Origin of the sequence: Loktanella atrilutea (genome assembly GCF_900128995.1) — a bacterium.
GTDB lineage: Bacteria > Pseudomonadota > Alphaproteobacteria > Rhodobacterales > Rhodobacteraceae > Loktanella > Loktanella atrilutea.
Genome location: NZ_FQUE01000006.1, coordinates 58,391 through 71,369, shown reverse-complemented (window position 1 = coordinate 71,369; position 12,979 = coordinate 58,391). Strand labels below are relative to the sequence as shown.

Annotated in this window: 13 protein-coding genes; 10 read left to right on the top strand and 3 right to left on the bottom strand. The window is 67.3% G+C overall.

The features are described from left to right. The first annotated feature begins 32 nt into the window (after positions 1–32). The 4 genes from BUA54_RS13205 (at position 33) to BUA54_RS13190 (ending at position 3,256) form a co-directional block, all read left to right on the top strand. On the top strand, positions 33–404 hold the full coding sequence (locus BUA54_RS13205; RefSeq protein ID WP_072857727.1) for a helix-turn-helix domain-containing protein: 372 nt from the start codon (positions 33–35) through the stop codon (positions 402–404). A gap of 93 nt (positions 405–497) precedes the next feature. Next, complete coding sequence (locus BUA54_RS13200) at positions 498–1,328, top strand: inositol monophosphatase family protein (RefSeq protein ID WP_072857726.1); 831 nt, start codon at positions 498–500, stop codon at positions 1,326–1,328. Next, positions 1,321–2,655 carry an 8-oxoguanine deaminase gene (locus BUA54_RS13195; RefSeq protein WP_072857725.1) on the top strand — a complete coding sequence of 445 codons (1,335 nt, stop codon included), beginning with the start codon at positions 1,321–1,323 and terminating at the stop codon, positions 2,653–2,655. The genes BUA54_RS13200 and BUA54_RS13195 overlap by 8 nt, the downstream gene beginning before the upstream one ends. Positions 2,656–2,713: 58 nt before the next feature. After that, positions 2,714–3,256 (top strand): CAP domain-containing protein, encoded by a 543-nt coding sequence (locus BUA54_RS13190; RefSeq protein WP_072857724.1) that lies wholly within the window; start codon positions 2,714–2,716, stop codon positions 3,254–3,256. On the opposite strand, the gene guaD is transcribed toward BUA54_RS13190, so the two are convergent. After that, positions 3,172–4,542, bottom strand: coding sequence for a guanine deaminase (gene guaD, locus BUA54_RS13185; protein WP_084114398.1), 1,371 nt, complete (start codon positions 4,540–4,542; stop codon positions 3,172–3,174). The genes BUA54_RS13190 and guaD overlap by 85 nt on opposite strands. A gap of 108 nt (positions 4,543–4,650) precedes the next feature. On the opposite strand from guaD, the gene mgtE reads away from it, so the two are divergent. From mgtE to BUA54_RS13155, 6 genes are all read left to right on the top strand, one after another. After that, entirely contained in the window at positions 4,651–6,039 is a 1,389-nt protein-coding gene (gene mgtE / locus BUA54_RS13180) for a magnesium transporter (protein ID WP_072857723.1), read from the top strand. Further along, a complete protein-coding gene (locus BUA54_RS13175; RefSeq protein ID WP_072857722.1) occupies positions 6,027–6,587 on the top strand; it encodes a 5-formyltetrahydrofolate cyclo-ligase in 561 nt (186 codons plus the stop codon). Before mgtE ends, BUA54_RS13175 begins: the two co-directional genes overlap by 13 nt. Before the next feature lie 73 nt (positions 6,588–6,660). Further along, positions 6,661–7,479 carry a TIGR00282 family metallophosphoesterase gene (locus tag BUA54_RS13170; protein ID WP_072857721.1) on the top strand — a complete coding sequence of 273 codons (819 nt, stop codon included), beginning with the start codon at positions 6,661–6,663 and terminating at the stop codon, positions 7,477–7,479. After that, positions 7,476–8,402, top strand: coding sequence for a DMT family transporter (locus BUA54_RS13165; protein WP_245810670.1), 927 nt, complete (start codon positions 7,476–7,478; stop codon positions 8,400–8,402). The genes BUA54_RS13170 and BUA54_RS13165 overlap by 4 nt, the downstream gene beginning before the upstream one ends. 10 nt (positions 8,403–8,412) lie before the next feature. Continuing rightward, complete coding sequence (locus BUA54_RS13160; protein WP_072857720.1) at positions 8,413–10,191, top strand: SLC13 family permease; 1,779 nt, start codon at positions 8,413–8,415, stop codon at positions 10,189–10,191. A gap of 77 nt (positions 10,192–10,268) precedes the next feature. Beyond that, the gene (locus BUA54_RS13155; RefSeq protein ID WP_072857719.1) at positions 10,269–11,018 is read left to right on the top strand and encodes a YebC/PmpR family DNA-binding transcriptional regulator; all 750 of its coding nucleotides are present in this window, start codon (positions 10,269–10,271) and stop codon (positions 11,016–11,018) included. A 59-nt stretch (positions 11,019–11,077) separates the two neighbouring features. Here BUA54_RS13155 and choV read toward each other — a convergent pair whose 3' ends face one another. After that, complete coding sequence (gene choV / locus BUA54_RS13150) at positions 11,078–12,106, bottom strand: choline ABC transporter ATP-binding protein (RefSeq protein ID WP_072857718.1); 1,029 nt, start codon at positions 12,104–12,106, stop codon at positions 11,078–11,080. Further along, the gene (gene choW, locus BUA54_RS13145) at positions 12,103–12,936 is read right to left on the bottom strand and encodes a choline ABC transporter permease subunit (protein WP_072857717.1); all 834 of its coding nucleotides are present in this window, start codon (positions 12,934–12,936) and stop codon (positions 12,103–12,105) included. The genes choV and choW overlap by 4 nt, the downstream gene beginning before the upstream one ends. Between the last annotated feature and the right edge of the window lie 43 nt (positions 12,937–12,979).

Sequence of the window (12,979 nt, the reverse complement as noted above, 5' to 3'; positions counted from 1 at the left end):
CGAGCCTCCCTTTTATTGCAAGGATACGATAGATGAAGCACGAAGTAGACGTTCACGTCGGCAAGCGGATCCGTCAGCGGCGCTGGATGAACGGCACGACCCAGCAGCAGCTGGCAGAGGCCGTCGGCATCAAGTTTCAGCAGATCCAGAAGTACGAGACCGGGATGAACCGCGTCAGTGCCTCTCGGCTGTGGGATATCGCGAACGTCCTCGGCGTACCCGTCGCATTCTTCTTCGAAGGGCTCGACAACGGCGTCGCCACGGCGCCCAAGACCGGCGACCTGCCGGGCGACATCCTCGCCGACAAGGAGGCGCTGGATCTGCTGCGCTCCTACTATGCGATCCCCGAACACCAGCGCCGCCGGCTCTTTGACCTGGCCCGGGTATTGAGCGAAGCCGCCTGACCGGGGCGAACCGTGGCACGCCAGGGTTGCGCGCCGCGGTTCGCCGTTTCCATTCGACCCGGAAGGCGCTAACGTCGGGCCGGACTGGTACAGATGGCCGCACGGGCCGGGGACGCTGACGTGAACGACGAACTGAAGGCGGATCTGGTCCGCGTCGCCCATCTTGTAGCGGATGCCGCACGACCCGAAACCCTGCGCCTGTTCCGCACCGCCGGCCTGATGGCGGACGACAAGGGACAGGATCGCTTTGACCCCGTCACCGCCGCCGACCGGGCGGCAGAGGCCGCGATGCGCGCGGTCATCAGTCGCGAACGCCCTTCCGACGGCATTCTTGGCGAGGAGATGGGCGCTACCGACGGCAGCAGCGGCCTGACATGGGTCCTCGACCCGATAGACGGCACCCGCGGCTTTTTGTGCGGCACGCCGACATGGGGGGTTCTGGTGTCCGTCGCGGATGCCACGGGACCGCTGTTCGGGCTGATCGACCAGCCCTTCATCGGGGAACGCTTCATCGGCGGCTTCGGTCAGGCCGAGGTGCGCGGCCCGCACGGGGCCCGTCCACTCGCGACACGCCCCGGCCGCCCGCTCGACAGTGCGATCGTGCTGACCACCTTTCCCGAGGTCGGCACCGACATCGAGGGCCGCGCCTTTCACGCCGTTGCGTCGCGCATGCAGCTGACCCGCTACGGCATGGACTGCTACGGCTATGCCCTGCTGGCGGCCGGCCAGGTCGATCTGGTGATCGAGGCCGGGCTGCAGCCCTATGACGTCCATGCCCCGATCTGCGTCGTGCAGGCGGCGGGCGGCATCGTGACGGACTGGCGGGGCGGACCTGCGCATCACGGCGGGCGGGTGATCGCCGCCGCGAACGGCGACATCCACGCACAGGCGCTGTTGATCCTGCGGGACGTGGTCGATGCCTGAGACACTGCTGCGCGGCGCCGATGTCGTCGTCACCATGGACGATGCGGGGACCGAACTGGCGCGGGCCGACATCCTGATCCGCGACGGCGTCATCGCGGCGGTAGGGCAGGGGTTGGCCACCACCGGCACGGTGCACGATATGGCCGGCTGCGTCGTGACGCCGGGTCTGATCAACACCCACCACCACCTCTATCAGTCGCTGACCCGTGCCGTGCCCGGCGCGCAGGACGCGCTGTTGTTCGGCTGGCTGCGCACGCTCTACCCGATCTGGGCCCGCTTCGGACCGGAGGAGATGTTCTCCTCGGCCCTGACCGGCCTCGTCGAACTGGCGCTGTCGGGCTGCACGCTCACGTCCGACCACCTCTACCTTTACCCCAATGGCGCGCGGCTGGACGACACCATCGCCGCCGCGACAGAGGTCGGTCTGCGGTTTCACCCCACCCGCGGGTCGATGAGCATCGGCGAATCCGCAGGTGGCCTGCCTCCCGACAGCCTGGTAGAGGCGGAATCTAAGATCCTGAAGGACAGCATCCGGGTCATCGACGCCTTCCACGATCCCCGCCCGGGCGCCATGGTGCGCGTGGGTCTGGCACCCTGTTCGCCCTTTTCGGTCAGCCGCGAGCTGATGCGCGACACGGCCCTCTTGGCCCGCGACAAGGGTGTCATGCTGCACACCCACCTGGCAGAGAATGACGAGGACGTCGCCTATTCGCTGGCCCGTTTCGGCTGCCGCCCCGGACAATACGCGGAAGATCTGGGGTGGACCGGGGCGGACGTCTGGCACGCCCATTGCGTGAAACTCGACGCAGGCGAGATCGACCTCTTCGCGCGCAGCCGCACGGGGATCAGTCATTGCCCCTGCTCGAACTGCCGGCTCGGTTCCGGCATCGCGCCGGTCCGGCGGATGCGGGATGCGGGCGTCAATGTCGGCCTTGGCGTCGACGGATCGGCCAGCAACGACAGCGGAAACCTGATATCTGAGGCGCGTCAGGCCATGTTGCTGAGCCGCGTGGCTTACGGTGCCGACAGCATGAGCGCACGCGCCGCCCTGCGGCTGGCCACGCGCGGCGGTGCCGCCGTGCTGGGCCGTGACGATCTGGGGCAGATCACCGTAGGCAAGCGTGCCGATCTGGCGGTCTGGGACGTGTCCGGTATCGACAGCGCAGGCAGCTGGGATGCCGCGGCATTGGTCCTTGCCGGACCGACCCACGTGCGCGACCTCTTTGTCGAGGGTCGGCAGGTCGTGGCGCAGGGGCGGATGACGACGGTGGAGACCGGGGCGCTGGCGGCCCGGCAGCGGCGGCTGGCGCTGGCACTCGCCGGTTGACAGCGGCCCCCTGTTGCGGCGCTTATGAAACCAGACCCCAGCATGACAGGTGCCCTCGATGTCAATTCGCGCTTTTGCCCTCTCCACCCTTGCGGCCGGATTCCTGTCGGCCTGCGTTCCGGTGCCGATCCCGATCGTCGTGCCGCTCAGCCCCGCGGGCCAGCCCATCGACGGCCAGCCGGTCGTGCGGCTGGGCCAGACGCCGCCGCAATCCGCGACGGTCGACGCGACCCTGAACAAGGCGCGGACGGATGCGGGCGCCGGGCCGCTCGTGTCCAACAGCGGCCTCGACCGGGTTGCCGCGCAATATGCGGCGGACCTGGCACAGGGGGACAAGCTGATGATGGGCACCCCCACCGGCGCAAAGGCCACAGCGCGGATCAAGGCTGCGGGCGTGTCCGACTGCCCGGCGGGCGAGGTGATCTCGCAGGGCTTCCCCTCCGACTCCGCCGCGATCACCTCTTGGCTGTCGAACGCGGACCAGCGCAAGACCCTGCTGAACCCGCGCTATGCGAACTACGGCTTCGGCCACGCCGCCGACCGGTCCGGGCGCGGCGCCGACGTCTGGGTCGTGGTCCTGCTGATGCCTTGCGTTCCCTGACGCAAGACCCTGCGGCCCGCGACCCACGTGTCGCGGACCGCCCGATCGTCGCCCATCATGATCGTCGGGAACACAGCGTCCCAGATATCGCCAGCCTGTGCCGCGCGCTGCGCGATCGCGGGGGTGGAGGCGAGGTCGAGCACAACCAGATCCGCCGCGGCCCCCGCACCCAGATGGCCGATCCGGCCACCCATGTGCAGGCTGCGTGCCGAACCTTCGGTCGCCAGCCACAGCAGCTGCGCCGGGTGCAGTGCCGTGCCCCGCAACTGGCCGATCTCGTAGGCGGCGGCCATCGTCCGCAGCATCGAAAAGCTGGATCCACCCCCCGTGTCCGTCGCCAGCCCGATCCGCAGGCCCCGCGCCGCCAGCCCCGCCATGTCGAACAGCCCCGATCCGATGAAGGTGTTCGACGTCGGGCAATGCACGACGGCGGCCGCTACCTCCTGCAGCCGCTCGGTCTCGCGCGGTTCCAGATGGATCGCGTGACCATAAAGGCCGCGCGCCCCGAGCAATCCGAAAGCCTCGTAGGTGTCGAGGTAGTCGCGCGCCTGCGGAAACAGACCGCGCACCCAGTCGATCTCCGGCAACTGCTCTGACAGATGCGTCTGCATCAGGACCTCGGGCCGCTCGGCCCAGAGCGCCCCGAGCGCCGCCAGTTGGTCCGGCGTCGATGTGGGCGAGAACCGCGGCGTGATGGCATAGGTCGCGCGCCCCCGCCCGTGCCAGCGGTCCAGCAGGGCCTTGCTGTCGTCGTAGGCCGTTCGTGCCGTATCCCGCAGCCCCTCGGGCGCGTTGCGGTCCATGCAGGTCTTGCCGCCGACGACGGCCATGCCGCGGGCCTCTGCCGCCGCGAACCACGCGTCGACGCTGCCCGGATGGATCGTGCAGAAGCTGCACACCGTTGTCGTGCCATGCGCCAGAGCAAGATCCAGCGTGGTGTCCGCGACCTGCCGGGCATAATCCGCGTCCGCCAGCCGCATCTCCTGCGGGAAGGTATAGGTGTTCAGCCAGTCGATCAGCTGCTTGCCCCATGACGCGATCATCGGCGTCTGGGAATAGTGCATGTGCGCATCGACGAAGCCCGCGGTAATCAGCGAGTCGCCGTAGTCCGTGACCGCGGCATCCGGGTGATCGGACCGCAGCGCGGCGCCCGGGCCGGTCGTGACGATCCGGCCGTCCTGCACCAGCACGCCGCCCGCGCTGTCGTGCCGCACAGCCCCCTGCCAGTCGTGCATCGCATTGCCGTCGAAAGCCAGCGTCTGGCCAAGAAGAAGATGTTTTTCCATGCGCGCACCTTATGGTTCCGCGCCCGCGTCCACAATCGGCCGCAACGCGGTTGTGGTGGGCCATGGACCGTCTATGTTGCCCCTCGCAACACATCCCGGGGGACCGCCATGACCGACGACCAGACGATCCCCGACGTCGCCGACGCCGACGACGAAGCCTTCGGCATCACCGACCGCGTCGTCAGCGACGTCCTGCAGGCGATCGACGACCGCAATGTCGAGGATATCTCGGCGCTTCTCGAACCGCTGCACCCCGCGGACATCGCCCACCTGATCGAGTTGATCGACGACCGGCAGCGGCGCGAGCTGCTGACCTTGTGGAAAGGGGGCCTCGACGGCGAGATCCTGTCGGAACTCGACGAGCGCCTGCGCGAGGAGATCATCGCCTCTCTGGCCCCTGCCGAACTGGCCGACGCCGTGCGCGATCTGGACAGCGACGATGTGGTGGACCTCGTCGAATACCTCGACGAGGAACAGCAGGAGGCGGTGCTCGACGCCCTCGACCCCGGCGACCGGGTCGTGGTGGAACAGTCGCTGTCCTACCCCGAGGAATCCGCCGGCCGCCACATGCAGGTGGAGCTGGTGCGCGCGCCGGAACACTGGACTGTAGGCGACACCATCGACTTCCTGCGGTCCGACGTGGTGCTGCCGGACCAGTTCTACCACATCATCCTCGTCGATCCGCGGCTCAAGGCGGTGGGCTACGTCACGCTGGGCCGCGTCCTCAGCCATCCGCGCGGCACGAAACTGCGCGACATCATGGAAGACACCTTCCGCACCTTCCATGTCGAACAGGACGTGGAGGAAGTCGCCCAGGCGATCAACCACTACCACATGATCACCGCCCCCGTCGTGGATGACGACGACCGCATCGTCGGCGTCATCACCATCGACGACGCCATGGCCTTCCTCGAAGAGGAAGCCGAGGAGGATCTTCTGCGCCTCGCCGGTGTGGGCGAGGGGTCGCTGTCCGACCGGGTGATCGAGACGACAAAGCAGCGTCTGCCGTGGCTGGCGGTGAACCTCTTTACCGCGATCATGGCCTCTTTGGTGATCTCGCTCTTCGAGGGGACGATCTCCTCCCTCGTGGCCCTTGCCGTGCTGATGCCCATCGTGGCGTCTATGGGCGGCAACGCCGGCACCCAAAGCCTGACCGTCGCCGTGCGCGCGCTGGCCACCCGCGATCTGACCGGATCGAACGTCTGGCGCGTCATCCGGCGTGAGGTGCTGGTGGGCCTGATCAACGGCATGCTCTTTGCCGTCGTCATGGGCATCGTCGGCGTGGTCTGGTTCGGCTCGCCGATGCTGGGCATCGTGATCGGCTGCGCCATGGTCATCAACATGGTCGTCGCGGGTCTGGCAGGCACCGGCGTGCCCATCGTGCTGGAGCGCATGGGCGTGGACCCGGCGCTTGCCTCCGGCGCCTTCGTCACCACGGTCACGGATATCGTCGGCTTCTTCGCCTTCCTCGGACTCGCGGCGATATGGCTTCTCTGACCGACGCGAAGGCCGCCGCCCGCAAGGCGGCGCTGGGCCGGCGCGCCGTGGCCCATGCCGCGAGCGGCCCGCAGGCGGGTCATCTGACTGCGGTGCTGGCCAATTATCGCGGCCTGCCGCTCGCCGGCTATCTGCCGATGCGGACAGAGATCGACCCGCTGCCCGCAATGGCAGAGGCGGCGGCCCACGGCCCGGTCGGCGTACCCGTGATCCACGGCGCCGGCCTGCCGCTGAGCTTCCGAACATGGACGCCGGATGGGGCCATCGTGCCCGGCACCTTCGGCACCGCAGTCCCGGCGGACGGGACGGCAATGGTGCCCCGGATCCTGATCGTGCCCCTCGTCGCCTTCGATGCCCGTGGCGGACGCCTCGGCTACGGCGGCGGGTTCTACGACCGCACGCTCGAGGCGCTGCGGCGCACCGGCCCCGTGCTGGCGATCGGCTATGCCTTCGCTGCGCAAGAGGCCGCGGCCCTGCCGCTGGAGCCCACGGATCAGCCACTTGACATGATCGTCACCGAAAGCGGCGTTTGCGACCGCTGGCGCTAGCCGATTTTTCTAGAAAAATCGGAGACCGAAAAATCTTCTAGAAGATTTTTCGCCCAGCCCCTAACAGGGGGCCATGAAAATATTGTTCCTGGGCGACGTCATGGGACGCGCCGGCCGCAGCGCCATCACCGACCATCTGACCCGTCTGCGGACCGACTGGAAGCTCGATTTCGTCGTCGTGAACGGCGAGAATGCCACCAACGGGGCGGGACTGTCGCCGGACCATGCGAAGGGTATCCTCGACGCCGGCGCCGATGTCGTCACCTTGGGCGACCATGCCTTCGACCAGAAGGACATGCTCAGCTTCATCGAGAAAGAGCCGCGCATCATCCGGCCGCTGAACTTCTCGAAATCGGCACCGGGTGCCGGGGCACGCGTCTTTACCGACGCCCGCGGACGCCGCGTGCTGGTCGCGCAGGCGCTGGGCCAGGTCTTCATGAAGCGGCCCTTCGATGATCCCTTCTCGGCCCTCGATGCAGTGCTGAAGCAGTATCCCATGGGCGGTCAGGTGCAGGCCTCGCTGGTCGACATCCACTGCGAGGCGACGTCCGAGAAGATGGCCGTCGGTCATTTCTGCGACGGCCGCGTCAGCATCGTCGTCGGCACCCATACCCATGTGCCCACCGCCGATGCCATGGTCCTGCCCGGCGGCACGGCGTTCCAGTCCGACGCGGGCATGTGCGGCGATTACGACAGCGTCATCGGCATGGACAAGGCAGAGCCCCTGCGCCGTTTCATCACCGGCATGCCCAAGGGCCGCTTTACCCCGGGCGAGGGCGAGGCGACGCTGTCCGGCCTGTATGTCGAGACCGACGACCGCACCGGGCGGGCCGTGACCTGCACCATGGTGCGGCAGGGCGGGCGCCTGTCCCCGTCAGGTCCCGCCACGTGAACGAACGCCTGCGGCTGACACTGCTGCTGATGGCCCTCGGCGCGGGCTGGGGGATGACCCAACCACTGACCAAGATCACGGTCTCCGGGGGCTATCAGCCCCTCGGCCTCGTCTTCTGGCAACTTGCGATCGGGGCGGTCGTCCTCGGGGCGCTGCTGTGGCGCAGGCTGGGCCGGATTCCCGTGGTGCCGTCCGCCCTCATGGTCTGGCTCTTCATTGCGGTGATGGGCACCGTGCTGCCCAATTCCGCCAGCTTCCGCGCCGCCGCCACTCTGCCGTCGGGCATCATGTCCATCGTCATCGCCTCGGTCCCGATGTTCGCCTTTCCCATCGCGCTGGTCCTCGGCGTCGATCGATTCTCGGCCCCGCGTCTGGCGGGGCTCCTGCTGGGCCTCGGTGGTGTCGCGCTGATCGCGCTGCCGCAGGCGGCGCTGCCGGACAGGGCGATGGTCGCGGTCTTGCCGCTCGCCCTCGTCGCGCCCTTCTGCTACGCGGTCGAGGCGAACGGCGTCGCCCGCTGGGGCACGGCCGGGCTCGACCCGGTGCAGGTGCTCTTCGGTGCCAGCGTCACCGGTGCGCTGATCGCCGGACCGCTGGCCTGGGCCACGGGCCAGTTCTTCGTCCCCCATCCGCCATTCGTCCTGCAGGACGCCACGCTGCTGGCCGCCGCGCTGATCAATATCGTGGTCTATACCACCTATGTCTGGCTGGTCGGCCGCGCCGGGGCGACCTTCGCGGGGCAGGTGGCCTACCTCGTCACCGGCTTCGGCGTGCTCTGGGCCATGCTGCTGCTGGGCGAGCGCTATTCCCTCTGGGTCTGGGCGGCGCTGGCGCTGATGGCGGCTGGCCTGACCCTCGTCAGACCCCGTGACCCTGTTGCGCCCGCCGTCGCAAACGGCGAAAGTGGCACGCCGTCAACCTGAAAGACCCGCGATGATCGACCTTGCCATCCTGACGCAGCATCAGGCCATCGTCACGCTGGCGGTGCTGGCCGTGATGTTCGCGCTCTTCATGAGAGAGACCTTCCCGACCGAGGTCGTGGCGATGCTGGGCGCGGCCTTCCTGCTGTTCACCGGCATCCTGCCCTATGCCGCCGCGGTCGATGTGCTGTCGAACGCGGCGCCTTGGACCATCGCCATGATGTTCATCATCATGGGCGCGCTGGTGCGGACGGGTGCGCTCGACTACGTCACGCAACTGGCCGAGCGCGCGGCCAAGCGGAACCCCAGGCAGGCGATCGGTGGCGTCATGGGCTTCGTCGTCTCCGCCTCGGCCTTCGTGAACAACACGCCCGTCGTCGTGGTGATGCTGCCGGTCTTCGTCCAGATGGCGCGCACCCTGAAGATGTCGGCCTCCAAGCTGTTGATCCCCCTGTCTTACGGGTCCATCGTCGGTGGCACGCTGACGCTGATCGGTACATCGACCAACCTCGTGGTCGACGGGGTGGCGCGGCAATCTGGTCTGGAACCCTTCGGCATCTTCGAGGTGACGCCGATCGGCCTCGTGATCGCGGTCTGGACGATGGGCTACCTGATCCTCTTCGGCAACCGCCTGCTGCCGGACCGCGCCAGCATGGCGACCATGTTGTCGGACCGGTCCAAGATGCGCTTCTTCACAGAGGCGGTGATTCCGCCCGACAGCAACCTGATCGGCCGCGAGGTGCTGACTGTCCAGCTCTTCAAGCGCGAGGGCGTGCGCCTGATCGACGTGATCCGCGGCGATGCCTCGCTGCGGCGCGACCTCGAAAGCGTCACGCTCGAGGTCGGGGACCGCGTCGTGCTGCGTACCGCGATGACCGAACTGCTGTCGCTGCAGGCGACGCGGGAACTGCGCCGCGTCGATCAGGTCTCGGCGGTAGAGACGTCGACGGTCGAGGTGCTGATTTCTCCCGAATGTCGGATGGTGGGCCGCAGCCTCGGCGCCATGCGCCTGCGGCGCCGCTACGGCGTCTACACCCTTGCCGTCCACCGCCGCGACCGCAATATCGGCCGCCAGCTCGACGATCTGGTGGTCAAGGTCGGCGATACCCTTCTGCTGGAAGGCGCGCCCGAAGATATCGCACGTCTCGCCGCCGACATGAACCTTGCCGACGTGTCCAAACCTTCCGCCCGGGCCTACCGCCGCAGCCACGCGCCCATCGCCATCTGCGTCATGCTGGCGGTGGTGGTGCTGGCGGCCTTCGACGTGGCGCCGATCCTGCAGCTGTCCTTCCTCGGCGCCGTCGTCGTCCTGATGACCGGCTGCATCGACGCGGACGAGGCCTTCTCCTCCATCGACGGGCACCTGCTGGCGCTGATCTTCGCGATGCTGGCGGTGGGCGCGGCACTGGAGGAATCGGGCGCCGTCGAGATCATCGCGGGCTCTCTTGCGCCCTACATGACCGTGCTGCCGCCCTACGTCGTGGTCTTCGCGGTTTACGCCCTGTCGATGATCCTGACGGAGCTGGTGTCCAACAACGCCGTCGCGGTCGTCATGACACCCATCGCGATCGGCCTCGCCTCGGCCCTGTCCGTCGACCCGCGCCCGCTGGTGATCGCGGTGATGATGGCGGCCTCGGCCAGCTTCTCGACGCCAATCGGCTACCAGACCAACACCCTTGTCTACGGGCCCGGCGGCTACAAGTTCGCCGACTTCCTGCGGATCGGCGTGCCGTTGAACCTGTCGCTTGCGGTCATCTGTTCGCTGGTCATTCCGATCATCTATCCGCTGTAAGCCGCAGGCTTGCGGGGCAGGGGGTGCCTGCGCTATAGCAGCCCGCAATCACGGACAGAGCAAGAAGGATCAACGCCATGGCCGGGCATTCCAAATGGGCGAACATCCAGCACCGCAAGGGGCGTCAGGACAAGCTGCGCGCCAAGCTGTTCTCCAAGATGAGCAAGGAAATCACCGTCGCCGCCAAGATGGGTGATCCGGACCCGGACAAGAACCCGCGCCTGCGTCTCGCGGTGAAGGAGGCCAAGCAGTCCTCTGTCCCCAAGGAAGTGATCGAACGCGCGATCAACAAGGCCGTGGGTGGCGACGCCGAGAGCTACGACGAGATCCGCTACGAAGGCTATGGCCCCAACGGCGTCGCGATCATCGTCGAGGCCATGACCGACAACCGCAACCGCACCGCGTCCAACGTCCGCTCCACCTTCACCAAGAACGGCGGCAACCTGGGCGAGACCGGCAGCGTCGGCTTCATGTTCGACCGCAAGGGTCAGATCGTCTATCCGGCCTCCGTCGGTGACGAGGATACGGTGATGATGGCCGCGATCGAGGCGGGTGCCGAGGACGTCCAGTCCGACGGCGACAACCACGTGGTCTATTGCGCACCGACCGACCTGAACGAGGTGTCGACTGCCTTGGAAGAGGCGCTGGGTGAGGCGGAAAGTACCAAGCTGATCTGGCTGCCCAACATGCAGACCGAGATGGACCTCGAAGGGCTGACGAAGCTGATGAAGCTGGTCGAAACGCTGGAGGACGACGACGACGTCCAGAACGTGACGACGAACGTCGAAGCCTCCGACGACGTCATGGCCGCCTACGCCGCGAGCTGAACGCCGGATTTTCGCGGAAAATCCGGCGTGTCCGATTTTTCGAGAAAAATCCCCCCGGCTCAGCCGGCGGTCGGTTTGTGTCGACCGCCGAGGCGTGCCAGCAGCGAGGCCTGCGTGATCTGACCGATCGCCCTGTCGCCCTCCATCACCACCAGTGTCTGGCCCGGCGCGATCCGGTCGATGATCGCCTGCACCGGCGTTTCCGCGGTGACCTGCTCTCCGGTCGCGTCACCCGCGGTCATCACGTCGCGTGCCGTCAGCACGCCCAGCGGGTTCATGTGGGCCACGAATTCCGCCACGTAGTCGTTCGCCGGATTGGTGAAGATGTCCCGCGGCGTGCCGACCTGGACGATTCGCCCGCCTTCCATGATCGCGATCCGGTTGCCGATCTTGAAAGCCTCGTCCAGATCGTGGCTGACGAAGACGATGGTCCGGCCCCGGTCTTTCTGCAGGTCCAGCAGTTCGTCCTGCAGCCGCGTGCGGATCAGGGGATCGAGCGCGCTGAAGGGCTCGTCCATCAGCAGGATCGGCGCGTCGGTGGTGAAGGCGCGTGCAAGTCCCACCCGCTGCTGCATGCCGCCGGACAGCTCGCCCACCAGCGCATCGGCGCGGTCCGCCAGACCGACCAGCTTCAGCTCCTCCTCGACCCGGGCGCGTCGCCTGGATGCCGACTGTCCCCCCAGTTCAAGGCCGAGGCCCACGTTGTCGCGCACCGTGCGCCACGGTAGCAGGCCGAACTGCTGGAACACCATGGCGACGTCGTGCAGGCGCAGGTTGCGAAGGGTCTTCCTGTCCGCCTGCGTCACCGACCGCATGCCGTCGCCCGTCTTGACGCGAACGTCGCCGCGCGCCACCGGGTTCAGGCCGTTGACAGCCCGCAGCAGCGTCGACTTGCCGGACCCGGACAGCCCCATCAGCACGAGGATCTCGCCCTCCTCGACGGTCAGGGAACAGTCATGGACGCCCAGCACCTGACCGCAGGCCGCCCGGATCTCGGGCCGTTCCATGCCCTTGTCCATCAGGGGCAGCGCGCTGTCCGGATCGTCACCGAAGACGATCGAGACGTTGTCGAACTCCACGGCGCTCATTTGCGGGTCACCCGCAGCGTGCGGTCAAGCATGATGGCCACCACGACGATGATGAAGCCGGATTCGAAACCCAGCGAGGTGTTCACCTGTCCCAATGCGCGCAGCACCGGCACGCCGAGGCCGTTCGCCCCCACGAGGGCGGCGATCACGACCATCGACAGCGACAGCATGATCGTCTGGTTCAGCCCCGCCATGATCTGCGGCGTGGCAGAGGGCAGCTCCACCTTCCACAACAGCTGATTGCCGGTCGCACCGAAGGACTGCGCTGCCTCGACCAGAGAGGTCGGCGTGCGCGAGATCCCGAGGTGCGTCTGCCGGATCGAGGCAGGCAGGACGAAGACGACGGTGGCGATCAGCCCCGGGACGGTCCCGATGCCGAAGAACACGATGGCGGGGATCAGATAGACGAAGGTCGGCAGGGTCTGCATCAGGTCCAGCACCGGCACGACGGACCGGTAAAGCCGCGGCCGGTGGGCCAGCGCGATCCCGATCGGCACCCCGATCCCCATGCAGACAAGGCAGGACGACAGCACGAGCGCCATGCTCTGCATCGTCTCTTTCCAGTAGTTCTGGTTGAGGATGAAGAGAAACCCGACCAGCACGAGCAGGCAGGTCTTCCAGTTGCGCTGCAGCGCGTAGGTCAGCGCCACGAAGGCGGCGATGACGATGTATTCGTTGGGGGCCAGCAGGATGTATTCGACCCAGTCGATGATCCATTCCATCACGGTGGCGAGCCCGTCGAAGAACCACCCCATGTGGTCCTGCATCCAGTCGAAGACGGCTTCCGCCGCATCTCCTACCGGGATCTTGTGGTCGGTAATCCAGGCCATGCCAGTCCTTTGACAACAGTGGGGAACAGATCGGGTCGCATGC

What these genes read in the sequence shown, in the direction of transcription:
- BUA54_RS13205 (WP_072857727.1), top strand. Translation starts at nt 33, where the DNA reads ATGAAGCACGAAGTAGACGTTCACGTCGGCAAGCGGATCCGTCAGCGG.
- BUA54_RS13200 (WP_072857726.1), top strand. Translation starts at nt 498, where the DNA reads ATGGCCGCACGGGCCGGGGACGCTGACGTGAACGACGAACTGAAGGCG.
- BUA54_RS13195 (WP_072857725.1), top strand. Translation starts at nt 1,321, where the DNA reads ATGCCTGAGACACTGCTGCGCGGCGCCGATGTCGTCGTCACCATGGAC.
- BUA54_RS13190 (WP_072857724.1), top strand. Translation starts at nt 2,714, where the DNA reads ATGTCAATTCGCGCTTTTGCCCTCTCCACCCTTGCGGCCGGATTCCTG.
- guaD (WP_084114398.1), bottom strand. Translation starts at nt 4,542, where the DNA reads ATGGAAAAACATCTTCTTCTTGGCCAGACGCTGGCTTTCGACGGCAAT.
- mgtE (WP_072857723.1), top strand. Translation starts at nt 4,651, where the DNA reads ATGACCGACGACCAGACGATCCCCGACGTCGCCGACGCCGACGACGAA.
- BUA54_RS13175 (WP_072857722.1), top strand. Translation starts at nt 6,027, where the DNA reads ATGGCTTCTCTGACCGACGCGAAGGCCGCCGCCCGCAAGGCGGCGCTG.
- BUA54_RS13170 (WP_072857721.1), top strand. Translation starts at nt 6,661, where the DNA reads ATGAAAATATTGTTCCTGGGCGACGTCATGGGACGCGCCGGCCGCAGC.
- BUA54_RS13160 (WP_072857720.1), top strand. Translation starts at nt 8,413, where the DNA reads ATGATCGACCTTGCCATCCTGACGCAGCATCAGGCCATCGTCACGCTG.
- BUA54_RS13155 (WP_072857719.1), top strand. Translation starts at nt 10,269, where the DNA reads ATGGCCGGGCATTCCAAATGGGCGAACATCCAGCACCGCAAGGGGCGT.
- choV (WP_072857718.1), bottom strand. Translation starts at nt 12,106, where the DNA reads ATGAGCGCCGTGGAGTTCGACAACGTCTCGATCGTCTTCGGTGACGAT.
- choW (WP_072857717.1), bottom strand. Translation starts at nt 12,936, where the DNA reads ATGGCCTGGATTACCGACCACAAGATCCCGGTAGGAGATGCGGCGGAA.